Annotated in this window: 20 protein-coding genes and 1 pseudogene; 16 read left to right on the top strand and 5 right to left on the bottom strand. The window is 40.2% G+C overall.

Translation table 11 applies throughout. The features are described from left to right. Positions 1–34: 34 nt before the first annotated feature. Positions 35–3,610, top strand: coding sequence for an SdrD B-like domain-containing protein (locus tag PRIP_RS16215; RefSeq protein ID WP_052008765.1), 3,576 nt, complete (start codon positions 35–37; stop codon positions 3,608–3,610). A 137-nt stretch (positions 3,611–3,747) separates the two neighbouring features. Here the strand turns inward: PRIP_RS16215 and PRIP_RS17930 are convergent, their stop codons facing one another. After that, positions 3,748–3,870 (bottom strand): hypothetical protein, encoded by a 123-nt coding sequence (locus PRIP_RS17930; protein ID WP_277620080.1) that lies wholly within the window; start codon positions 3,868–3,870, stop codon positions 3,748–3,750. 230 nt (positions 3,871–4,100) lie between these two features. Here PRIP_RS17930 and PRIP_RS06425 point away from each other — a divergent pair, with 230 nt between their 5' ends. The 7 genes from PRIP_RS06425 to PRIP_RS06400 all read left to right on the top strand — a co-directional run bounded on the left by PRIP_RS06425 (position 4,101) and on the right by PRIP_RS06400 (position 7,973). Beyond that, the gene (locus PRIP_RS06425; protein ID WP_036100217.1) at positions 4,101–4,334 is read left to right on the top strand and encodes a GntR family transcriptional regulator; all 234 of its coding nucleotides are present in this window, start codon (positions 4,101–4,103) and stop codon (positions 4,332–4,334) included. A gap of 175 nt (positions 4,335–4,509) precedes the next feature. Then, the gene (locus PRIP_RS06420) at positions 4,510–5,208 is read left to right on the top strand and encodes a carbonic anhydrase family protein (protein ID WP_077912925.1); all 699 of its coding nucleotides are present in this window, start codon (positions 4,510–4,512) and stop codon (positions 5,206–5,208) included. Positions 5,209–5,221: 13 nt separating this feature from the next. Further along, the gene (locus PRIP_RS17925; protein ID WP_036100215.1) at positions 5,222–5,629 is read left to right on the top strand and encodes a helix-turn-helix domain-containing protein; all 408 of its coding nucleotides are present in this window, start codon (positions 5,222–5,224) and stop codon (positions 5,627–5,629) included. After that, positions 5,626–6,714 (top strand): BglG family transcription antiterminator, encoded by a 1,089-nt coding sequence (locus tag PRIP_RS06410; protein WP_036100214.1) that lies wholly within the window; start codon positions 5,626–5,628, stop codon positions 6,712–6,714. Before PRIP_RS17925 ends, PRIP_RS06410 begins: the two co-directional genes overlap by 4 nt. 37 nt (positions 6,715–6,751) lie before the next feature. Further along, entirely contained in the window at positions 6,752–7,117 is a 366-nt protein-coding gene (locus PRIP_RS06405) for a hypothetical protein (protein ID WP_036100212.1), read from the top strand. Then, the gene (locus PRIP_RS18215) at positions 7,108–7,290 is read left to right on the top strand and encodes a helix-turn-helix domain-containing protein (protein ID WP_077912924.1); all 183 of its coding nucleotides are present in this window, start codon (positions 7,108–7,110) and stop codon (positions 7,288–7,290) included. Before PRIP_RS06405 ends, PRIP_RS18215 begins: the two co-directional genes overlap by 10 nt. A 14-nt stretch (positions 7,291–7,304) precedes the next feature. Next, on the top strand, positions 7,305–7,973 hold the full coding sequence (locus tag PRIP_RS06400; RefSeq protein WP_149023774.1) for a Crp/Fnr family transcriptional regulator: 669 nt from the start codon (positions 7,305–7,307) through the stop codon (positions 7,971–7,973). 171 nt (positions 7,974–8,144) lie between these two features. On the opposite strand, the gene PRIP_RS06395 is transcribed toward PRIP_RS06400, so the two are convergent. From PRIP_RS06395 to PRIP_RS06380, 4 genes are all read right to left on the bottom strand, one after another. Beyond that, positions 8,145–11,039 carry an Ig-like domain-containing protein gene (locus tag PRIP_RS06395; RefSeq protein ID WP_036100209.1) on the bottom strand — a complete coding sequence of 965 codons (2,895 nt, stop codon included), beginning with the start codon at positions 11,037–11,039 and terminating at the stop codon, positions 8,145–8,147. Between the two features lie 430 nt (positions 11,040–11,469). Continuing rightward, positions 11,470–12,270, bottom strand: coding sequence for a hypothetical protein (locus PRIP_RS06390; protein ID WP_149023773.1), 801 nt, complete (start codon positions 12,268–12,270; stop codon positions 11,470–11,472). Between the two features lie 115 nt (positions 12,271–12,385). Continuing rightward, positions 12,386–12,886, bottom strand: coding sequence for a helix-turn-helix domain-containing protein (locus PRIP_RS06385; RefSeq protein WP_036100207.1), 501 nt, complete (start codon positions 12,884–12,886; stop codon positions 12,386–12,388). Positions 12,887–13,441: 555 nt separating this feature from the next. Further along, entirely contained in the window at positions 13,442–14,293 is an 852-nt protein-coding gene (locus PRIP_RS06380; protein ID WP_052008764.1) for an alpha/beta hydrolase, read from the bottom strand. Positions 14,294–14,569: 276 nt separating this feature from the next. On the opposite strand from PRIP_RS06380, the gene allC reads away from it, so the two are divergent. The 8 genes and pseudogenes from allC to PRIP_RS18075 all read left to right on the top strand — a co-directional run. Next, entirely contained in the window at positions 14,570–15,799 is a 1,230-nt protein-coding gene (gene allC, locus PRIP_RS06375; protein ID WP_036100205.1) for an allantoate deiminase, read from the top strand. 139 nt (positions 15,800–15,938) lie between these two features. After that, positions 15,939–17,051: an MFS transporter gene (locus tag PRIP_RS06370; protein ID WP_241434098.1), complete on the top strand. Its 1,113-nt coding sequence runs from the start codon at positions 15,939–15,941 to the stop codon at positions 17,049–17,051. 74 nt (positions 17,052–17,125) lie between these two features. Then, positions 17,126–17,914, top strand: a complete 789-nt coding sequence (gene allE, locus PRIP_RS06365) for a (S)-ureidoglycine aminohydrolase (protein WP_036100203.1) — start codon at positions 17,126–17,128, stop codon at positions 17,912–17,914. Between the two features lie 35 nt (positions 17,915–17,949). After that, positions 17,950–19,005: an ureidoglycolate dehydrogenase gene (gene allD, locus PRIP_RS06360; RefSeq protein ID WP_036100544.1), complete on the top strand. Its 1,056-nt coding sequence runs from the start codon at positions 17,950–17,952 to the stop codon at positions 19,003–19,005. 27 nt (positions 19,006–19,032) lie between these two features. Continuing rightward, positions 19,033–20,082: an ureidoglycolate dehydrogenase gene (allD, locus tag PRIP_RS06355; RefSeq protein ID WP_036100202.1), complete on the top strand. Its 1,050-nt coding sequence runs from the start codon at positions 19,033–19,035 to the stop codon at positions 20,080–20,082. 17 nt (positions 20,083–20,099) lie between these two features. Continuing rightward, the gene (fdrA, locus tag PRIP_RS06350; RefSeq protein WP_036100201.1) at positions 20,100–21,872 is read left to right on the top strand and encodes an acyl-CoA synthetase FdrA; all 1,773 of its coding nucleotides are present in this window, start codon (positions 20,100–20,102) and stop codon (positions 21,870–21,872) included. A gap of 21 nt (positions 21,873–21,893) precedes the next feature. Then, positions 21,894–23,162, top strand: a complete 1,269-nt coding sequence (locus tag PRIP_RS06345; protein WP_036100199.1) for a YlbE family protein — start codon at positions 21,894–21,896, stop codon at positions 23,160–23,162. 20 nt (positions 23,163–23,182) lie between these two features. Next, positions 23,183–23,959 (top strand): annotated as a pseudogene (locus PRIP_RS18075) (oxamate carbamoyltransferase subunit AllH family protein); the annotation flags it as partial. Positions 23,960–23,982: the final 23 nt, after the last annotated feature.

The raw sequence follows: 23,982 nt of genomic DNA, 5'->3' as shown, positions 1-23,982 counted from the left end.
TGTTTTATCTCTATCTATTTGAGGAGGGGAAAAAATGAACAAGAATGAGCTAGTAAAAAAATGGGGTTCAGGCTTGCTTGCTGGGACACTTATTATCGGAAGTTTAGCTCCGATAGCACAGCCTTACAGAGCCACAGCAGCTGAGAATACGATTCAACAGGTTGCCGCAGCTGGTCAAGGAAGCGTGAGCGATACAATGTTTGAAGATTTAGATGGGAATTCGGTACAAGATAGCGGTGAACAAGGTGTAGCTGGCATTAAAGTCGAACTACACAATGATCAAGGTGCGCTTGTCGCTACAGCAACAACTGGTGCTGATGGTAAATACACATTCGCTAATTTAGCCGATGGAACATACTATATTCACGTGGACTTATCAACACTTCCTACAGATCAAAAATTATATACAACACAAGGTATCAATGGCGCTGATGGTAACTCTAGTTATTTCACGATTTCAGGTGGTAATGCTGTAACTGGATATCATTTTGGCTTTTATCCACAACAAGGAGCGATTCAAAGCTTCGTATACATTGACACAAATAAGAACAACCAAAAAGATAACAACGAGCCTGGCGTAAGCAATGTGCATATTGCGCTATATAACGAATCAGGTACAAAAGTAGCTGATGCTACATCAGCAGGCGATGGCGGGTACAGTTTTACTGGAGTGAAACCTGGTAAATACTACGCTAAAGCAGACATTCCAGCGAACTATAAATACCAATCAAGCACTTATTTTGGTAGCGATGGTACAACTGGTTACTTCACAGTAGCAAATGAACAAACCGTACGTAACGAATTAAATTTAGGCTTATCCACGCTTAATAATTCTGCAGTAAACGGTGTAGTAAATAATGCTACAACAGGCGCAGGAATTTCTGGTGTGAATGTCGAATTACACGACGTACAAGGTACATTAATTCAAACAGTCCAAACAGGAGGAGACGGTTCATACAGTTTCTCTGGGCTAGAACAAGGAAATTACTACACGAAAGTAGTTATTCCAGCAGGCTATAACTATGCGAGTGGAAACGGCTATGGTAGCGACGGTAACAGTAACTATATTGCACTAACAGGCGATAACACGGCTGGTAACTATTCTATCAACCTACAAAAACAAGCGAATGCAACAATCGCTGGTGTACTCAATATGCCAAGTGGATTGGGTATCGATGGCCAAAACGTGTCATTGTACACAGTAGACGGTACTTTGGTGAAAACAGTAGCCACAGATTCGAACGGTGATTTCCGTTTTGGTTCCCTACCAGAAGGCGATTACTATGTAAAAGCACCAATTCCTGATGGCTATGTCTTTGATTCATCGAATGGCTTTGGCAGCGATGGTAACAGCTACTACGTACATGTTGAAAGCAATAGTTACGTAGACAGCTTACGCCTAACATTAGCACAAAAAGTAGGTCAAATTCGCTCAACAGTCTTCAATGATATCAATAAAAACGGCACACAAGAAGCTACTGAAAATGGTGTTGCAGGAGCTACAGTAACACTATACAGTGCAAGTGGTGCAGTTGCAGACACAACAACAACAGATGCAAATGGTCTGTACAAATTCGAAAACATTGCTCCAAATAACTATTACGTAAAAGTAACACCTCCAACTGGATACAATGTATTAGCAAACACAGCATTTGGTAGTGATGGCGTATCTGGATATATCCAAGTACAATCACAACAATCTATTACAAACCTAAATGCTTCACTTGTACTTCAAGCAACTCCAGCAACAGTATCAAGTGCCCAATGGATTTATAACAAAGATGGCTTAAATCGCGTAGTGAACAACAACGATACAATTACAATTGCTAATAACTACTACGATAGCTATAACAATCCAAACGTTAACGTTCAATTCTTCGACAAAGACGGTAACGTTGTAAAAACAACTGGCTACACAGCTACATTCTCAAACCCAGGCTTATTGACACCGATTTACACAAATTCGCAGTTACTTGCTTTCGTTCATAGCGAAAAAACAGGAAGCACACTTGTAACAGTTCGTGATGCGAATGGTAATGTTGTACGTACCTTCACAATCGTTGTTACAGCGGCTGATGTGAAAGCAACAGATATCGTACTTGGTGCAACAAGTATTAAGACAACGGTTAATGCGACTGGCAAAGTTAATGCCACAGTACAGCCAACAACAGCTACAAACAAAACATTAGCATACACATCCAATGATACAAGTATCATTACAGTAGATGCGAATGGTAATTGGGTAGCGAAGAAAGCCGGAACTACAACGATTACAGTGAAAACGACAGACGGATCTAACATTACGAAAACGATTGATGTAACTGTCACAGATCCTAATGCTATTACAGACGTAAGATGGAATTTCAATAAAGATGGCGTTTCGCGTCCAGTAAACACGAATGGTATCCTTGAAATTTCGAACACTTACATGAACCAATACAATACACCACACGTTGATCTTCAATTCTACAACAGTGCAGGCACATTGATTCAACCAAAAGGATATACAGTATCCTTCTCTGACCCAACGATTGCCGCAGCAGACTTCACAAATCCAGATCTAATAGCGCTTGTTCACAATGAGAAAACTGGTAGCACAAATGTAACAGTCCGTGACGCACAAGGTAATGTTATCCGTTCGTTCACATTCACAGTTACAGCAGGAGCAGTAAGTGCTACTGACCTTACTCTAGGAACTTCTAACATCGCAGCCAATGTTGGAGACACTGGTAAAATCAGTGCAACCGTATCCCCAACAAATGCAACAAACAAAACGCTAAGCTACACACCAGCAGACCCAAGCATCATTACAGTAGATGCGAACGGAAACTGGACAGCGAAAAAAGCAGGAACAACAACGATTGCAGTGAAAACAACAGACGGTTCTAACATCACAAAAACTGTCAATGTGACTGTTACAGACCCGAATGCTATCGCTAGTGTAAAATGGAACTTCAATAAAGATGGCATCTCACGTCCAGTCAATAACAACGGCATCCTTGAAATTCCAAACACGTATATGAATCAATACAACACACCACACGTTGATCTTCAGTTCTACAATAGCGCTGGCGCATTGGTTCAACCAAAAGGATATACAGTATCCTTCTCTGACCCAACGATTGCCGCAGCAGACTTCAGTGATCCAAACCTAATTGCACTTGTGCATAACGACAAAGCTGGTAGCACGAATGTAACAATCCGTGATGCGCAAGGTAATGTCATCCGTTCATTCACATTTACAGTTACAGGAAAAAGCATTGCTGATCGTGTAGGCAGTGTAGACTTTGAGTTTGCTCTAGGGCGTAACCAACCAAGCTCAACAAAAGCTTATGTGTATCCTCATGTTGCGGATGTTCCAGCAGGAGTAACATATAGGGTAATAACAGCTGCGACGGCAAATTCTCCAGAAGGTACCATTGTAGTAGGTACATCTAATGGGACATACCACCAAGAGCTCGAAAGTTCTGAATCAAGTGGCGTCTGGGCTTCTTCTGGAATTCACGTTAAATTAGTCGCTAACTACCAAGGTGTTGACTATGTAGTAGCAGAGGGCAACACTCAAGACTTTTTGAAACCAAATTATTCTAAACACGTATACACCGATTGATATGCTATTTGACATATCAAACCTAGAACTTGCATAAAAAAACGAGAGAAGCTGTGGCCGTACTTTCACATTCGGCATCACGAGTGCTACAGCTTTTTAAAAATGGTATCAAGAAGGAACAACGTGCTGAAAAAAGTTTAAGACGGTTCTAACATCACAAAAACTGTTAATGTCACCGTTACAGAACTGAGTGCTATCGCTAGTGTAAAATGGAACTTCAATAAAGATGGCGTTTCGCGCCCAGCCAATAACAATGGCATCTTTGAAATTCCAAGCACTTATATGAATCAATGCACCACACGTTGATCTTCAGTTTTACCACAACGTAACAATACATGACGACCACATTGGATTGTTAATTCCCTACTTAGCTAATATATGACAACGCCACTACCAGTTGTCATATATATGTGTATATAATTGGTAGACAAGATGCATACACCTTGTACAAAAATGAATGACGGGAGGACTTACATGGAAAAAAAACAAAATGCGCCTAGAAGAAGTAGCTTATGAACGCATCTTAAAGTATATCATTGACGGGACATACGCCGCTGGTGATTTTGTAAATCAGCGCGACCTAACAGAGGAACTAAACATGAGTCGAACGCCTATTAAAGCAGCATTAGCACGCCTATCTGGTGAGGGATATATACGTGTATTCCCATACAGTGGAGCATTCGTGTCTCATTATCAAAAAGAAACAGAAGAAAATGAAGATTAAAAAGAAAGAGGGTAGTTGCATTGAAAAAAAATGATGATGTCAGTATTAACGGTGATTGCAGGAAGCGCATTAATATTAGGAGGATGTACACCACACTCCAATATTTCAGAAGAACAAGTAAAATGCAAAAAAGACGACAACATCACAAACAGCAAACGACACTTCTGAAAAAACAATACTAGATTGGTCTTACTCTGGAAAAAACGGCCCGAAATACTGGGGTGAAATAAATAAAGCCTACCAAATTAGCGACACAGGCAAAGCACAGTCTCCAATCAATATCGATACCACGAAGACAATGACAAATACCGCTAAAACAGCTATTGCGTACCAATATCAGCCAACAACATTCAAAATTACGCGTAAAGATAAAGTAATCCAAGCTATTGCACAGCCAACGAAAGGCCGGGCTGACAGCAAAATAAAAGTGTATGGAAAAGTTTACACACTAAAAGAAATCAATATCCACACACCAAGCGAACATAGACTAGACGGTAATAAATATGACGTTGAATTACAATTAAAGCATAAATCTGCAGATAATAAGAATTTCATTATTAGCATTTTTGTGAAACAAGGAGAGAAAAATCAAGCTGTGGGAGACTTAACAACTGTTGTTTCCAAACTAGAGAATGGTAAAACAGCTATGATGAAATCAGCCATTAGCACATTAGGATTAATCCCAGAAAATGGTGACATGTACCGTTATGAAGGATCATTCACAACACCAGCTACAACAGAAGGCGTATCTTGGCTCATTTATCAAACACCTGTAACGATGTCCAAACAACAAATTCAAGACTTACAAAAGAACTTAAACAACAATAACAGACCAATACAAAAGTTAAACAACCGCACAATCTTTAGTAATTGAGGAGTTGTCAAAAATGGGAGTTACAAAGGTTCTTTTGCAAATTGAAAAAAAGACAAATCAAATGGTACAACTACTAACAACACTGGACGAGACAATTACATGGTATTCCATAAAAAAAATAGCAGTGGATTTAGATGTGACAGTTTCCACAGCTCGCCGCTACGTGGAAGAGTTACAAAGTTCCTTACCAACTGGCTGGGAGATTGCACACCAAGCATACAAAGGTATTCTACTTATCAAGCCGATAGATCAATCAATTCAAGCGATTATTCATACGTGGATTACCAATACACTAATGTTCAAAATGCTGGAGTTAGGATTTCGAGAACAAGCATCTAACCTACAGACAATCGCACAACAAAGCTATACGTCCATACCATCATTGTATAGAATGATTCGCAAAGCCAACGAGTTTTTTTGAAAAAAGATGGCATTACGATTTCTAAAAGTCCATTTCACATACGAGGAAAAGAAGAAGACATTCGAACTTTCTTTTTTCACCTATTCTCAGAAGTACAAGCAATTAACTCGATTTTTCAGAAAGACTTGCTCACCATGATTCATGAGCATGTGATTCAATTAGACAATTTAACACAAGCCAACTTCTCCTTTATCGAGAAAAAGAAAATCGTATTATTCGTCGCTATTTGTGTCTATCGCTCTCAAAAAAAAAAGACCATTTCAGCAACTACTCTGATGCAAGAAGATATGAACCATAGCGCAGCATTTATAATATTTTCGTTCAATCGAAAACTAAAAGATATGTTAGGAATGTCTCTACCAATTGAAGAACAACTCTTTTTAAGTCACATGTTTCAGCATTATATGAGTCGAAGAAAAGTGAGAATGCTGGATTATAGCATTATTGAAAATGTAGAAGGATTCACTGCATTAGCTGAAAAATTAGGGCAAATAGCAGGCACTGATTTGGAAAAAAACCAAGCATTCTTAGATTTAATTAATTGCCAGCTACGATTTTTCGGTGAGCAAGAGGAGAAAAAGGATTATTTATACTACGAAGATGAGAAGCTTTTTTTGGAAGTGAAGACCAGATTTAAAAGTCTTTATGAACAGGTAGTGGCACATTATCGCTGGTTTGATCGGCAATCTCCCTTGTATCAAATAGAGTCGGAAAGCAATATCATCGAGACAGTATTATTTCTAGCTTCTATTCAGAATAATCTTGATGTTAAGAAGATATTATTATTCACAAATAAAGGGCCTATTTGGACTCATTTCTTAGTGGATGTATTGCGAGCAAAATTTGGGCGCAGAATGGAAATTCAAACGCTTGATTACTTGGATGAACTGTACGCCATTGATCTCAGGACTATTGATTTTGTGATTAGTGATACCGAAATAGAAAAGTTAACAAAACCACTTGTTGTTATCACGCCATTACCTTCTATTCGTGACTTCAATACGATTGAAGAAATGTTAATAAACAGTCATGCAAAAGGGAGTCCGCACTTTCATTTAATTCAAAATTTAGATCAAAATTTATAGTGGAACGTTTGTATATCTAAAGGAGGAACGTATAGAAATGAATATAGTATGGAAAAATAGAACATTTTTCGGTAAGCAAAAATTGGTATTTTCAGAGAAAGATAAAGCATTTTTGATTAAAAGCGGTATTGTGGAAGTACAAACGAAAGCAGCAAGTGTTCTAACTTATCTCGGTGTAGGCGACTATATAGTTGTAAATGGCGACTTAGATTTTTACGCGCGGACGGCTCTTGATTTGGAAGAAATAGAGTTGGAAGGAAATTCTAGTTCTGGTTTTTATAATCATTTATTAGTCGAACGTATGGATGAGTATCACTACAACGCGGCAGCACGAGTGAGCATATGTATAAAAAAAATTAAGCAGATAAATTTGGAACGGAGAAAAATGGCGAAATTCAAATAGAATCCATTTTCACGCAGTATGATATTGCAAACTATTGTAATTTAAAACGAGAATATATTTCAGTTTTGCTACGTAGATTAGCAGGCCGAAGAATTATTCGTATCAAACCAAAGCCGTGGACTGTACTAGATATGGAGGCGCTTCGGGACTATATTTCAGAAACTAGTTTTTGATTAGAGGTGTTGTTTTGAAAGGTTTAATGGAGCTTTATAATAGAGAAGAAATTGAACGCTTATTCAGCGAATCAAGACTGATTAGCCTTTTGATGAATAAATATCAACTGACGCCTATAGAAAAAACGATGAATAAAAACCAAGTACTCGTAGAAGAAGGGGAAGAAAATGAACAGGTGTATTTTATTAAGCGCGGCATTGTAGCGTTTACGCAGGACGAAAACATTTTTGGCTTTGAAAAAGAGGGACATTTTCTCGGGCTGGAGACGTTCTTATTTAATGATATTCAGCCATATACCATAGTAGCAATGGAAAAGGTCGAAGTCTTGCTATTTGTAAAGGAAGAGATTATGGATATACTGATGGGTTTACAAGAAGGCTGGCTATACTTATACCTATTAAACCAAGCAGAACAAAAACGTGTCCAAAAAAGTTGCCTACATTTACATCTCAAAGGAAGCAATCGTTCTAAAAAAATGCTAATCGATTTAGCGAAAAATTTCGGCCAACTAGATGGAGAAGCAATAGTGCTACCGAGTTGTTTCAGCAAAAAGACCGTCATTAGCTACTTCGGCCTAAGCTTCAATACAGGAAAAACCCTACTTGAAAAACTACAACGAGAAGGATTCTTACTACAGTCAAATAAAGCGAAGCAATTTCGGATTAATAAGGACTATTGTTAGGCATTATTTATGAGAGGAATAAGAAAGAGAACTATAAAAGTGGAATTATCGTCATATAATTTAGAAAACATAAAAAGACTGTGTCAATTAGCTATAATTCGCTTATTGAGACAGTCTTTTTATGTTTTCTATTGGAATCAGATTGTTAGCCTTAAATTTTTAAAGCTGTGGTTAGTCTTTCCAAACGTGTGTGGTTTGTACAGAGTAGTAATTAGAAGATGGTCCTTCTAAAACAAGATATTTCACACCTTGATACGTTGCATAGACTTTGATAGTCATTCCTTGAGCCCAAGCTGCAGTCGGATTAGCAGTATTATGGAGAACTTGGTGATACGTGCCATCTGTAGTACCAACTACGATATTAGAGAAGAAGGCACCTGTTTTCGTATTGTATGTTTCAATGGAGTACGTGACACCCGCAGGTACATCTGCTACATGTGGGTAGATGTACGCATTTGTTCCAGTACTACCTGCATTTGGACGATTGTTGACAAGTTCCACGTCTGCGCTCTTCAACCGATCGGCAATGCTTTTTCCAGTGACAGTAAAGGTAAATGAACGGACGACATTACCTTGCGCATCGCGAATCGTTACATTTGTGCTACCAGCTTTGTCATTATGCACCAGAGCAATAAGGTTTGGATCTGATTGGTCTGCTCTTGCAATAGTAGGGTCAGAGAAGGAAACAGTATATCCTTTTGGTTGAACCAATGCGCCCGCACTGTTGTAGAACTGAAGATCAACGTGTGGTTTATTGTATTGATTCATATACGTGTTTGGAATTTCAAGAATGCCATTATTATTGACTGGACGTGAAACGCCATCTTTATTGAAGTTCCATTTTACACTAGCGATAGCATTCGGGTCAGTAACAGTCACATTGACAGTTTTTGTGATGTTAGAACCGTCTGTTGTTTTCACTGCAATCGTCGTTGTTCCTGCTTTTTTCGCTGTCCAGTTACCATTCGCATCTACTGTAATGATACTAGGGTCTGCTGGTGTGTAGCTTAGCGTTTTGTTTGTTGCATTTGCTGGAGAAACGGTTGCATTGATTTTACCTGTAGCATTAACGGTTGTATTGATATTTGTTGTTGATAGGTTAATGTCTGTTGCTGCAACTGCAGGCGCTGTAACAGTGAAAGTAAATGAGCGAACAACATTGCCTTGTTCATCACGGATTGTTACATTCGTGCTACCAGTTTTCTGATTATGCACCAGCGCGATAAGGTTTGGATCAGATTGGTCCGCTGTTGCAATACTTGGATCAGAGAAGGTTACCGTATATCCTTTTGGCTGAACTAATTTACCAGCACTATTGTAAAATTGAAGATCAACGTGTGGTGTATTGTATTGATTCATGTACGTGTTTGGAATCTCAAGAACGCCATTTGTGTTTACTGGACGTGAAATACCATCTTTATTGTAATTCCATTTCACATCTTGAACGCTAGCATGGATGTTGATTGTATATTGACGAATTGTGTTCCCTTTGCTGTCTTTAATGGTAATAACACTTGTTCCAGGGCCTTCAATTGTTGCTGCGTAAAGTAATGCACCATTATTTCCGAGTATAATTTTTGCAACAGATGTGTTGCTAGAAGTGATGGTGTAATTTCTAGGATCAAGAGCATTGCCATCACTATCTTTTAAATCAAAGTTCAAATTATGATTATTGTAAGCATCTGTGTAGTTGTCGTAAACAGAAATATTATCACCATCTGCAATAACGCGATTATTGGATGCATCTTTATTGTAAATCCAGTCAACAGTATTTAAGGGCTCTTTTTTACCTAGCGTAATGTTGTAATCTGTAATTTTATTTTCGCCATCTAGTTGAATGTAATTACTGTTACCATCACTACCATAGCCATTACCTGTGACATATTCGTAGTCACTTGGAATAATTACTTTTGTATAGTAGTTGCCAGATGCTAGGCCTGTAAAATTGTATTGACCATTGCTGTCTGTTTGTTGAAAATCAAGCAGGTTACCATCTACATCATGCAGTTCCACGCGAGTATTTGGTAATCCATTTCCTGTAGCATCATCCGTTACTGTTCCGCCAATAGCAGAATTATTAAGGGAAGCAACGACTGTAGATGCGGGGTCACTGACATTTCCTGCAGTGTCTGTGGCAGTAGCTTGAACGACTGCGTTGGCTGGCTGTGGTGTAATAGCAACTGTGTAATTACCATCATCATCAGTTTTACCAGTGCCAATGACTTCGCCGTTAACTGTTAATGTAATATCAGAATTAGGCTCTGCTTTCCCAGTTGCGCTTGTCGATTCTGTAGTTAAATCATTAATTGTTGGCACATCTGGAGGAAGTTGATCAGCATTGATAAGTTTTACATTTTTATATTGGGTCGTCATTTTCGATTGTTCTGCAAAATCTACTGTACGAGCGAATGATAAGAAAGCTAGTTCTGCTTCTGTACCGCCAGCTTGAAAAGTATAATCGTATGTGCGCCATTCATTATCGGTATTGTCTAGTTCATCTTGTTTTACTAATTGTTGATCCCCTGCGTTATCAACAATTAAAGCTAATACGTTTGGTTTGTAAGGGGAACCAGCTGGATTATCCAAATCCGAGGATAGTAGGCGATAGTCTGCCGTTAGGTGATACGTTTGTCCAGGAATTAAATTGGTCACTTTTTGCTGTACATAAACATACGTAGCCGTAGAAGTTGGTTTATTATCTACTTGAACCCCTGCTTCTCCATTAATATCAACATGTTCTGTATACCCTAAAAGGTGATCGTTGGTGCTATTTTGGATATCATATCCACCCCCATTTGGTATAAGTGGCATATTTGTAGCATTTCCCATACCTACCTGACTCATATAAACCCAGCCAGTGTCTTTATCATTTGTAAATGATGTGAAATTTGGATCCTGTACTAAATTTTTGTCTTGAATAGTTGACTTTAACGCATTTGCTCCATTCGTTTGCGCCTTGTTTGTGACTGGCGCTGCATGTGCAAATGTTGGTGCAACTAATCCCGCAATTAGTAGTCCAGACATGCTAGCTATTGCTAACTTTCTCCATTTTTTTTGCTGTTTCATTGGAACATCTCCTTTTATTTGTAATAGGGCTCTATCCTATCATGCAGATGTTGGAAAGTACATGATAAATTTGGTAATATTGAATACCTTTTTTTAAAAGAAGAGCCCCGTTATGCAGAAAATTTAAAAACAGCAAAAATAAATTAGAAGAGGTATATCCCTTTTTTTGTTGTGAAAATGTCTTGTTATTAGCAAATTATATAATTGGTATAGTCCTAATCAGTATTGCCTTTGTTCATATTCTAGTCACATTTTACAGGTTTTTTAGTATTAAAGTTATATTTATTACTTTTAGTAAAGGTGCCTAAAATAGTTTGAAATTCTATTTTCAGCTACTTTATGGTTTATATTAGGTAAAATATTAATAAATTCTTCCTCATTAGGCATGTAATCTCCCATTAGAGTAAATGTTGAATCTGTTTTTAATAGTCTAATATAATACAAAGTCTGAATTCTCATGTCGTGAATGACTATTCAAAAATTTTTCTATTAGCACTAAGTCTAGTTCCGTCGGTTTAGGGGATACTAGAATATTGTTCGAATGTTCTAATAGTAATGGGTAATCAGTAATGATAATTTCCTCATCTCCAACCTCATGTAATGTTGTTTTAGTATTTAGAGGTTTAAATAGCCATGGTTGGAATTGCGCATTAAATAATTGAATGCAGTGGTTTTCATAAGATATACCTTTCTTAATGGATACGTAGACAGTAGGAATTTTTTTATCGGGTTCTGGTAACATGTCACGAATAAAAAGTGCTGTTTGAAAAATAATATCAACATCAGTCGCTGAGATATTATTAAAAGGTGGATCAAGCTGCGAATAAATCGAAATGATTCTAGAAAATAAAACGGGATGAGATTTAATAAATTTGCTTTCTTCCAATGTGAATTCATTCCACCCATGGAAAGAGGTATCCGAAAAATATAGTTTTGACATAATGTGATGACTAATCATTTTGATAAATGATGGCTCTTTTGCCATATTTGCTGGAATTAGAGATTCGAACTTAGAAACTTGTTGTTCTAATAACTTGAATGAGTCATATTCTTTCACAGGCTGTTCTTGAAAAATGATTTGTATGAATTTTGATAACAGCCATGCTCTATCATTTTCATGAAATGCTAGCCGCTGTTGATATTGAATAGATAATAAGAATTTGGTGATTTCAAAATTGTTTTCAGGCAAAGGCTTTAAGTTTGTTGGTCCGACGGGGGTGTCTTTTCTCACTGTCGCAACAATGCAGCATATATTTAATAGTCTAATTGCGTATGCCGGTAAATGAATTCCTAATTCCTTTAGTAACTCTTCGTGTGCTAAAGGGTAAAGGCTTATTAAGTCGGCATCATCGGAGTAGGTTAGTAAACATAAGTAAAAATTTCGTACAACTTCTTCTTTTCCGGTGATAGTAAGACTTTTTTTTATCAAATACTAATTTGTGAGTCTCTAATGCCATATTTAGTTGGCTAATCAGGTCATAGAGTGCTTTCTTGGAAACAAATAACGCATCAGAGGCTTCTGCAATTGTACTAAATTGATTTCTAAAAGGTGCAAATACCAGTTGGAAAACTAAACTTTTTTGTACAAAAAAAGCAATTAGGTCATTCTCCGTTTGGTTAAAGGGTTTAATAAGTTCAACGCCTGAATAAGGATCAACTTGGAGAGTCCAACTACTTGGAAGGATTTGTTTAATTTCTTGAATATCATTTTGGATACTGCTTCTGGAACGGTTTAAAGAAAGACTAATAGCTCTAATGGATGATTTTTTTGAATTACACAGATAACTTGTTAATTCTAATAATTTTTTCAACTTCTTGTCTGCTTTTTTTAAAATTGATACAACCATGTGATGATGCGCTCCTATCTAATAATTAGTGTGCGTTTCTATGAAAAGTAATGTCGATAACGATACCATAATGATATATAACAAAAAAAAAAAGCAAGTTTTTTGCTTGCTTAATAATCTGTTTTCCCTGATTGACACTTATTTAAAGAGGTTTTTGTTGAAAAAACAACGTCTGAAAGCAAGTATTATATTTTGAATTCGGTTTATAAAAGTAATAAATAATTCTTTTTCTTAAGAGGGAATGTATAAAAAACATCGATATAAATATGTTTTATCTAGTTGTAAGAATAGAGAGGGGGTATTCCGCGAGATTGAAAAGATAATTGGGAATAGAGTTCAGGTTTTTTAGGTAAGAAAATAAACTTTAGTATAAAATGGTTTAGCGCCTTTTTTCACAGATGCCCAAAAATTAGCAGACTTATTGCAATGGCTAGAAATTAGGCCAGACGAGTATGTGCTTCAGTGGAAAGAATGCTAATCTTGTTGGTGGCCGATAAACCATTCTATACTAGATGCTATCTATAATAGGATTCTAAATCTTTTGAGGGGAACCTTTTATGGTTTTGTATAGGTATCTAAAAACGCTACAGCTTGTTTGTAGGCGGGCAAACCATCAACTGTATTTTTATCAAAATCATGTTCTAAATCATGCACGGTATAAAACTCACTCTCGAATATTGACTTCGCTAGTTTCTCGGCTTCACTGTATGGTACATCTTGATCAGTCATGCTATGTGCAATAAATACGGGCGGCAAAAAACTGAAATCGCGCATTTTTTCTAAACAAAACGCATCTAAATTGCTTTCATTAATAGAACCGAATACTTCATCTAACCATTTCCCAGTTTGGCGACAATATATGTAGAGGGCGTACCGTTTTTCAATGAAGCCTTCCGTTAATTCGTCTTGACCTATCAGTGCATCTTTCAATTCAGCAGAAATCGTTGGCAGTTTTGCATAATGAGCGCTCGGTGTTTGATACCAGTCCGCACGAATCGATGGATAGCCGTAGAATGATAACACCGCGTCTGCATTCGGTAACATTGCATCAGCTGCCAGTTGAAGCGCCAAATAAGCGCCAGCAGAACGTCCAAAAAGCACAAAGGCATTCGACACTCCAAACTCTGTGTGGGCATTCGCCTCGAACCATAGAATGGCATCTTGCGCATCTTCATAAATATCCGGCAATTTCGTTTCCGGCGCCAATCGATAATCGACTGCAAAAAAGTGATAACCTGCTTCTAGTAATAGATGTCGATAGTCTTCTGGCAAATCATTTCGTAGTCCCCAAATTAGACCACCACCATGAAAATAAATAATTGTTTTTGCTGCGTCAGAACGCGGACTTTTGTAAAAATCGCCCTTTAGTTCGACGTTATTTTTTTTCGCGAAAATGACTGTTTGCAATGGAATCCACTCCTTTTTTTGATGGGAAAAGCGTAACATAGGTTCGGCGAAATCTCAACTGGTTGGCGATTATGACCAAAACAAAGTGGCGATGCTATACTAAAGGTAAGCAGTATAATCATTGTTAACAATTTTAAGGGTCTGATTGGTCACAATGAACAAATTGCATGCGACTCTTTTATCGCTTTTAAACGATGCAATCAAAACTTAAAACGCTTACACTTTGGTAGTAGCTAAAAATGAAATAAAATCGCAAGGAAGGGTGGACTTTTAACAATGGATAAAATATATCAAGATGTAGCAGAAAACGTAACATGGCTTTCTAGTATCGGTGCTGATCCAACTGGTGGAACGACGCGTTTGCTTTACTCAGATTCGTGGGTAGAAGCCCAAAATGGCGTGAAGCAAAAAATGGATGAGGCTGGGTTTACAACGTATTTCGACGACATCGGTAATTTGTTTGGGCGTGTAGAAGGTTCTACATATAAAGACGAAACAATTATGTCTGGTTCGCATATTGATACCGTAGTCAACGGTGGGAAGTTAGACGGTCAATTTGGAGTTCTAGCAGCATACTTGGCGATCAAATATTTGAAAGAAAAACACGGACAACCACTTCGCAACCTAGAAGTTATTTCGATGGCAGAAGAAGAAGGTAGCCGTTTCCCATACGTTTTCTGGGGAAGTAAGAACTTCTTTGGGCTAGCACAAAAAGCTGAAATGGCAGACGTGGCTGATTTTGAAGGTGTGAAATTCACGGATGCCATGCGCGGTGCAGGATTTGATTTCCGCGATGAAACAAAACCGTTACGCGAGGATATTAAAGCGTTTGTCGAAATTCATATCGAACAAGGAAACGTATTGGAGAACGAAGGCAAAGCAGTAGGCGTTGTAAACAGCATCGCTGGCCAACGTCGCTACACAATCGTGCTAAACGGCGAGTCCAATCACGCAGGAACAACACCGATGGGCTACCGCAAAGACACGGTTTACGCATTTAGCAAAATCGTGACGCAATCCATCGATAAAGCGAAGAAATTAGGCGATCCACTCGTACTCACATTCGGAAAAGTAGAGCCCAAACCAAATACAGTCAATGTCGTACCAGGCGAAACGCTGTTCACAATGGACTGCCGCCACACCGACAAAGAAGTTTTGCACAGCTTTACAAAAGAAGTAGAGCAAGACATGAAAGACATTTGCGCAGAAATGGGCATCGATATTTCGATTGATTTGTGGATGGACGAAAATCCAGTTCCGATGGATGCACATGTTGTTTCCGTATTGGAAAGCGTTTGTGAAAAAGAAGGATTGAACTACCGCGTTATGCACAGTGGAGCAGGTCATGATTCACAAATTTTTGCACCACGTGTTCCAACGGCGATGTTCTTCGTGCCAAGTATTGGCGGTATCAGCCACAATCCAGCAGAAGATACAAAAACAGAAGACCTTGTAGAAGGTGTTAAAGCATTAACTGAAGCGCTATATGAGTTAGCGTATAAATAGGGAGTGGACAAAATGGAAAACGAAACGGCAACAATGAAAAAAGGGGCTCCAGTATTGGCAGCAAATCATCATTATTTTATGTTTAGGTTGGGTTGTCATCTGGATTTATCGTAGTGTTTTAACGCCGATTTTCCCAGAAATGCAACAAACAATTGGACAGCATTCAGACGCGGAGATGGGGCTAATCGCCAGTTTCTACTTCTTTGCTTATACTGGGATGCAGATTCCAGCAGGTATTTTAGTTGATAAGTTCGGTAAAAAAGTCGTACTAATTCCAGGTTTCTCTCTGTTCGCGATTGCTGCAATTATTATCGGAACAGCGCAAAACTTGCCAATGATTTATTTGGGAAGCTTGCTAGCAGGCCTAGGCTGTGGTTCTTACTACGGTTCAGCATACTCGCTTTCCTCTGAAAATATCCCGCCAGAAAAACGTGGTCTTTCCACTGCAATCATCAATAGCGGGTCCGCACTCGGTATGGGTATTGGTTTAATTGCTTCCAGTCTACTCGTTAAATCGGTAGGAATGAACTGGCAAATCATGCTTTTCATTATCGCAGGACTGATCGTTGTAATGATCTTTGTTTTTGCAAGTGTTATTAAAAGCTCGCCAAAAGTGGATCGTACAGCGGTTGCAAAAGAAAAAGCCGCACCAAAAGAAAAAGCACCAATCAAAAACTTGTTTACAGGTCGTATGATCGCATCCTACATTCTATATTTCGCAACGTGTTACGGTTACTACATGGTCGTAACTTGGTTGCCATCTTTCCTACAACAAGAACGTGGTTTCCAAGGTGTTGCTATCGGATTTTCTTCTGCCTTAGTTGCTTTCTCAGCGATTCCAGGGGCGCTATTCTTCAGCCGGATGTCCGATAAATTCCGCACGAAAAAAGTCATCTTTATCATTAGCTTAACAGTTGCTGCGGCGTTAATGTTGATGTTAACCGTATTAGCGCCAACATCAGGCATACTACTTGTCGGTCTGATTCTTTATGGATTACTAGGTAAATTAGCCGTGGAACCAATCTTGATTTCCTACGTAGCAGACAGCGCGCCGAAAAAAGGATATGGTACTTCCTTCGGGGTATTCAACTTCTTCGGCATGAGCTCATCAGTTATCGCACCATTCCTAACAGGTGTTATTTCTGACTCCACAGGTTCAAAAGTAATGGGATTCTATATTTCAGCAATCATTCTAATCATCGGAGCGGCTGTTTTCCTAATTGCCAATATCAGAAGTAAAAAAATAGCGTAAAAAAATAACGGAATCAGTGTCTGATAACGCTGGTTCCGACTATATTTATTAAGAGAAAAGCGAGGTTTTTTAAGATGGGTTACAGAAATAAAAATACGGGTTATGTGAATGATATTTTAGCATCACGTTCTGTGATTAAGCGTGCAAATTATGCGATTATCCCGCCAGACGGTTTAGTTAATAACTCGATTCCTGGTTTTGAAAACTGCGAATTGTCGATTTTAGCAACACCGAAACTTGGCGCAACATTCGTTGATTATATTATTACATTGCTTGATGGTGGCCAAAACAAAGCTGGGTTTGGCGACGAAGGCATTGAGACGTTTTTCTATTGCTTAGAAGGTAAAATCACTGTTTGGGCAGACGAAGCAGAACATACGCTAGAAGCAGGTGGCTATATTTATTGCCCCGCAGGCGTTATGTTGAAATTTGCGAATAGTAATGGCGGTGCAAACAGCGAAGCATTCCTTTACAAGAAGAAATACGAAGCGGTGGCAGGTTACGAAACACATGTTGTTGTAAATAACGTGGCGAACCTTGAAAAAATCGCTTATGAAGGCATGGAAGACGTTATTTTGCAAAACTTATTGCCAGCAGATTTAGGTTTTGATATGAATTTCCATATTTTAAGCTTCGAGCCAGGCGCTTGTCACGGTTATATTGAAACGCATTATCAAGAACACGGTGCGTATATGTTATCAGGTGAAGGCATCTACAATTTGGACAACGAATGGGTACCAGTTAAAAAAGGAGATTATTTATTCATGGGTGCGTATGTACCACAAGCAACGTATGCCGTCGGACGTGGCGAGGCATTTAGTTACTTGTATTCCAAAGACTGTAATCGCGATCCACAATTATAGGAAAGTAGGGAATTGGTGTGAAAGAACCACAAATGATTCGAGTAAGAAAACATGATTTACACGATTTAATTCAACATAAATTAGAAGCGGCAGGACTTTCAGAAGAGCATGCAGATGGCGTAGCGGAATCACTAGCATTTGCTGATGCACGCGGTATTCACTCACATGGAGCAGTTCGTGTGGACTATTATGCAGAACGTATCGCAAAAGGCGGCACAACGCTTGATCCGAAATTTGCATTTAACAAGACGGGACCAAGTTCTGGCATTTTTGAAGCTGATAATGGTGTTGGACATGTCGCGGCGCGTAGAGCAATGGACGAAGCGATTCAACTGGCGCAGGAAACGGGTGTTGGGATTGTCGGCGTACATGAAATGGGGCATAGCGGTGCGTTAGCGTATTTTGTAAAACAAGCGGCGGATCAAGATATGGTTGCAATTTCGGTTTGTCAGTCTGATCCGATGGTAGTACCGTTTGGTGGGGCTGAACCTTATTTTGGAACAAATCCAATTGCATTTGCAGCGCCGCGTGCGGATGGTGAGCCTGTTATTTTTGATATGGCGACTACAGTTCAAGCATGGGGTAAGATTTTAGATGCGCGCTCTAAAGGTGTGGAAATTCCGCCAACGTGGGCAGTGGACGCGAACGGGGAACCAACGACGGATCCTGATCAGGTAAATGCGTTACTACCAGTCGCTGGACCAAAAGGGTACGGCTTGATGATGATGGTGGACATTTTATCCGGTATTTTGCTAGGGCTACCATTTGGTAAACGGGTGTCGTCCATGTACACGGATTTAACAGCAGGGCGTAATTTGGGCCAACTGCATATCGTTATTAACCCAGCGTTTTTCACATCTTTGAAGGAATTTAAGGAAAATATTGCGCAGATGGTGAACGAATTGCATGCGACAAAACCAGCGCCAGGATTCGATAAAGTGCTTTATCCAGGCGAATTAGCGGAACTTGTCGAAACTGACTATGCAGATGTAGGTATACCGATTGTCAAAGATGTTTATGACTACTTGATTAGCGATACAGTCCATTTCAATCAATACGACCATGCTGGGCTTTTCGCAAAACAAGAGTAGAGATAAGAACGGGGAGGGGCAAACAGAATGCGAGTTTCAAAAGAAGATTTGCATCAACTGATTCAAACAAAAATAGAGCGGGCTGGCTTGACGGAAGAACATGCGGATATTGTCGCAGATGTGTTGGCATTCGCTGACGCGCGCGGTATTCACTCACATGGAGCAGTTCGTGTGGAGTATTACTCGGAACGTATTGCAAAAGGTGGAATTACGAATCGTCCGGAGTTTCGCTTTGAACAAACGGGGCCGACGAGCGGTATTTTTCATGGGGATAATGGTTCTGGTCATGTTGCGGCCAAATTGGCAATGGAAGAAGCGATTCGGATTGCTGGCAAGAACGGTGTAGCTGTTGTCGGCGTGAAAAATATGTCGCATAGTGGCGCGCTAGCTTATTTTGTGGAACAGGCGGCGAATTGCGATTTTGTAGCGCTTTCTGTTTGCCAATCTGATCCGATGGTTGTGCCATTTGGCGGAGCGGAAGACTATTTTGGGACGAATCCAATTGCATTTGCAGCGCCGACAGCAGATGGAAGGACATTGACGTTTGATATGGCGACGACAGTGCAAGCATGGGGTAAAGTGTTGCATGCGAGATCACGCGGGGAAGCGATTCCACCGACGTGGGCTGTGGATGCGGATGGTGCGGCGACGACGGATCCGATGAAGGTGAACGCATTGTTGCCAATTGCTGGACCGAAAGGGTACGGCTTGATGATGATGGTGGACGTTTTGTCTGGCATTTTGCTAGGACTGCCATTTGGAAAACATGTAAGCTCGATGTACGCGGATTTGTCGAAAGGACGCGATTTGGGACAACTACATATCGTGATTAATCCAGCGTTTTTCACGGATATGGAGGCGTTTAAGGCCAATATGTCGGAGCTCTTAGATGAGGTAACGGCTGTTAAACCAGCTCCAGATTCTGATCGCGTGTATTATCCTGGGGAACGTGGACGGTTGCGCGAGAAGGCTTACGAAGAAAATGGAATTGAAATCGTGGATGATATATATGAATACTTAATTTCGGATGCGATTCATTTTGACAATTATGATGGTAAAAATAAATTTGCGGAATAAGGAGAGGTGAGCAAGCAATGTTACACACAATTATTAAAGAAAATGCATATCAAGACTCGGTAGTTTTGATGCTACTTACGAATAAAATTTCAACGATTGCAGGCGTGAATCGAGTTTCTATCATGATGGGAACACCTGCGAATAAAGATATTTTTGGAAGCTCAGGTCTTCGTACGGAAGAATTAGAAAAAGCATCGGCAAACGATATGGCGATTGTGGTAGACACAGACGATGCGTCGATTTTGGATGAAATTTTGACAGAAGTGGATGCGTTCTTAGCAAGCCAAGCAACGAAGGAAAGTAGCAATGAAACGGAAACAGCACGGACTTGGGATAAAGCAATGAAATTAGATCCTGACGCGAACATGGCACTTATTTCGATTCCTGGAACATACGCGGCCTCAGAAGCAGATCGTGCGCTAGATGAGGGCTTACACGCTTTTATTTTCAGCGATAATGTGCCGATTGAAGAAGAGCTACGCTTGAAGCAAAAAGCCCACGAAAAAGGGTTACTCGTAATGGGACCTGACTGCGGAACGGGAATCGTGAACGGTGTACCAATGGCATTTACAAACGTTGTGAAACCAGGAAACATCGGGATTGTTGGCGCGTCTGGAACTGGAATTCAAGAAGTTTCAACGATTATTGATCGTCTTGGCGGTGGTGTTACCAACGCGATTGGAACAGGTGGACGTGATCTATCTGAGACAGTCGGCGGAATTACGATGCTAGATGCGATTGCAGCACTAGACAAACAAGCAGATACAGACGTGATTGTCGTTATCTCTAAGCCACCTGCAAAAGCGATTCGCGATAAAGTTTTGGCATTATTACGTACAATCAGCAAGCCAGCGGTAACGATTTTCTTAGGCGAAAAACCAACGTACCATGAGGAAAATCTATATCACGCCTACACATTAGAAGAAACGGCACGCATTGCGGTTCAACTGGCAAAAGGTCAAGAAGTAACCGCAACGCAAACAACAATAGACGTTCCAAACATAAGCTTCACGCCAGAACAAAAACACCTAAAAGGCTATTATTCAGGCGGAACATTGGCGTCAGAGGCAGCAATGCTTATTGCGGATGCTCTTGCTTTAAAAGAGGGACTTATCAAGCAAGACGGCTACATTTTGAAAACTGAGGGGCATGAAGTCATCGATTTAGGCGATGATATTTACACGCAAGGAAAGCCACACCCAATGATTGACCCTGAAAAACGGATTGCGTTCATTCGTGACGCGGCAAACGACCCAGAAACCGCTGTTATTTTGCTAGACGTGGTACTGGGTTATGGCTCGCACGAAGACATGGCGGGACAATTAGCGCCGGCAATCAAAGAAGTGATTGCAAAAGCGAAAGAAGCTGGGCGTGAAATCGCAGTTATTGGAACAGTTTGCGGCACATTGCAAGATCCACAAGATTATAACGAACAGCGCCAAACATTAGAAGCAGCAGGCGTTATCGTAAAAGATAGCAACAACGAAGCAGTCAGAACAGGTCTTGAATTAGTCGGTCATAAAGTAGAAGACAATGACAAAGCCATCCAAAAAGTAGACAGCGAAACAACAGCGCCACAGCTAAACGCATCAGACGCAATGCTAGACCTACTCGCAAAACAACCACGCGTCATCAATGTCGGATTAAAAAGTTTTGCCGAAGCGATCACAGAAACTGGCGGACGAGTTGTCCAATTCGATTGGCGCCCAGTTGCTGGTGGCGACGCGAAACTACAAAAAGTCTTACAATTCTTAAACAGTTACCGTGCGGAAACGGCGGACGTAAAATAGATTTTTGAGGAGGAAGAAAGCATGACAAACTACCAAACTATTGATGAAGCAAACCGAGCTGTAGCTGATAAAATTGTTGCCTCTGCGCCATTTTTACTCGATGTCGTTCCAGCTAAATCAGTTATCGCAGAATTAAACGAAGGGAAAGTATTACTTCATGCGGGCCCTCCGATCAAATGGGAAAACATGACGAGCCCAATGCAAGGATCATGTGTTGGTGCAGCACTTTTTGAAGAATGGGCAACAGGCGAGGACGAAGCTCGTGCGATGTTAGAAAACGGCGAAGTTCGCTTTATTCCGTGCCATCACGTGGATGCGGTTGGACCAATGGGAGGTATCACATCCGCAAATATGCCAGTCGTTGTCGTGGAAAACCGTACAGATGGCAATCGCGCGTACTGTACCATGAACGAAGGAATCGGCGCAGTATTAAGATTCGGCGCTTATTCAGAGGACGTTGTCAATCGCTTGCGCTGGATGCGTGACGTCCTTGGTCCAGTATTAGGAAAAGCCTTACAAGCACTAGACGAAGGCATGAACTTAAACGTTATCGTCGCAAAAGCAATCGCGATGGGAGACGAGTTCCACCAACGGAATATCGCGGCATCCCTTGTATTTTTGAAAGAAGTTAGCCCAATTATCGTGAGCTTAGATATTGACGAAAAGCAACGCCAAGAAGTGATTAAATTTTTAGCAGATACAGATCAGTTCTTCTTAAATATCATGATGGCTTCTGCAAAAGCAGTGATGGACGGCGCGCGGATGATTCAAGAAGGAACGATTGTTACGGCGATGTGCCGAAATGGCGAGAACTTCGGAATTCGCATCAGTGGCATGGGAGACGAGTGGTTCACAGCACCCGTTAACACACCACAAGGCCTTTATTTCACAGGTTATTCAGGCGAAGACGCGAACCCAGATATCGGGGACAGCGCGATTACAGAAACATTCGGCGTTGGCGGTATGGCAATGATTGCGGCTCCAGCCGTGACTCGTTTTGTTGGAACAGGTGGTTTCGGCGACGCATTAAAAACAAGTAACGAAATGCTTGAAATCGTCATCGATCAAAATCCGAATTTCACCGTGCCAACATGGGATTTCCAAGGTATTTGCCTAGGCATTGACGCTCGTAAAGTCGTAGAAACTGGCATTACACCAGTCATCAACACCGGTATTGCCCACAAAAAAGCAGGAATCGGTCAAATCGGCGCTGGAACAGTAAATCCACCAGTCGCATGTTTTGAAAAAGCAATCACAGCCTACGCTGAAAAACTAGGCTTAACCGTTTAAAAAGAAGGAGGTGAAGTATTATGCCAGTCATCCAAGCCGAAAACATAGCTCAACATGTTGTCGAATTACTTGAAAACGCAAAAACGTGGCACGTCCATAGCGTGTTTAACAATGGCTTCAATCTCGAAAATAACGGCGAACTCATCTTTGTCGGCACAGACAAAAACGGCAAGTTACCATTTGCCATCCAAATTTCCGAGACGGACATTGCTAGGAGCCAAGCTACGATTCAAACCGACCAACAATTTGCGTATAATGACGGCTGGCTGCTTCACCACCAATCATCCATTAAAATCAATATTTCCACAGCTACAAAATACACAAGTTCGCTTCAAAATGCACCAATAATGCCAAATCCAATCTTTTTAAACCAAGTTTTGCAAGAAACCACCCAAAATGGATTCGGCATTACCATAAACACACTACTAGCACAACCAAAAACATGCGAACTCGCCAAAGCAATAAAAAGTCGGGATGAAGCATTTATAGAACAAACCTTGCGTTATTTTATAGGTCGAGGCAGTGGCTTGACGCCTTCTGGTGACGACATGCTCGTCGGAATTTTGCTAGTGGATCATGTGAGCGACACATTTACGGAGACACTCCAACGGCTGATTACAACTGAACAGCTCACCACAGACATTAGCCAGACCTACCTGAAATATGCATTAAAAGGCCAATTTAGCGACACATTAATAGCACTTTATAAAGCGTTCCAAACGGGCGAAGACACACAAGCCTTGACGCAGCGTATTTATCAAAATGGACACACATCGGGAATAGACACGATAGCAGGTGTCGCACTCGCAATGAAGGAGGA

Origin of the sequence: Paenilisteria riparia FSL S10-1204, assembly GCF_000525995.1 — a bacterium.
Taxonomy (GTDB): Bacteria; Bacillota; Bacilli; order Lactobacillales; family Listeriaceae; genus Listeria_A; species Listeria_A riparia.
This window is presented reverse-complemented; position numbering and strand designations above follow the sequence as displayed.

Coding starts and splice junctions, on each gene's coding strand:
- PRIP_RS16215 (WP_052008765.1), top strand. CDS start 35: ATGAACAAGAATGAGCTAGTAAAAAAATGGGGTTCAGGCTTGCTTGCT.
- PRIP_RS17930 (WP_277620080.1), bottom strand. CDS start 3,870: ATGCCATTGTTATTGGCTGGGCGCGAAACGCCATCTTTATTGAAGTTC.
- PRIP_RS06425 (WP_036100217.1), top strand. CDS start 4,101: ATGCGCCTAGAAGAAGTAGCTTATGAACGCATCTTAAAGTATATCATT.
- PRIP_RS17925 (WP_036100215.1), top strand. CDS start 5,222: ATGGGAGTTACAAAGGTTCTTTTGCAAATTGAAAAAAAGACAAATCAA.
- PRIP_RS06405 (WP_036100212.1), top strand. CDS start 6,752: ATGAATATAGTATGGAAAAATAGAACATTTTTCGGTAAGCAAAAATTG.
- PRIP_RS06395 (WP_036100209.1), bottom strand. CDS start 11,039: ATGAAACAGCAAAAAAAATGGAGAAAGTTAGCAATAGCTAGCATGTCT.
- PRIP_RS06385 (WP_036100207.1), bottom strand. CDS start 12,886: ATGGTTGTATCAATTTTAAAAAAAGCAGACAAGAAGTTGAAAAAATTA.
- allC (WP_036100205.1), top strand. CDS start 14,570: ATGGATAAAATATATCAAGATGTAGCAGAAAACGTAACATGGCTTTCT.
- PRIP_RS06370 (WP_241434098.1), top strand. CDS start 15,939: ATGCAACAAACAATTGGACAGCATTCAGACGCGGAGATGGGGCTAATC.
- allE (WP_036100203.1), top strand. CDS start 17,126: ATGGGTTACAGAAATAAAAATACGGGTTATGTGAATGATATTTTAGCA.
- allD (WP_036100202.1), top strand. CDS start 19,033: ATGCGAGTTTCAAAAGAAGATTTGCATCAACTGATTCAAACAAAAATA.
- fdrA (WP_036100201.1), top strand. CDS start 20,100: ATGTTACACACAATTATTAAAGAAAATGCATATCAAGACTCGGTAGTT.
- PRIP_RS06345 (WP_036100199.1), top strand. CDS start 21,894: ATGACAAACTACCAAACTATTGATGAAGCAAACCGAGCTGTAGCTGAT.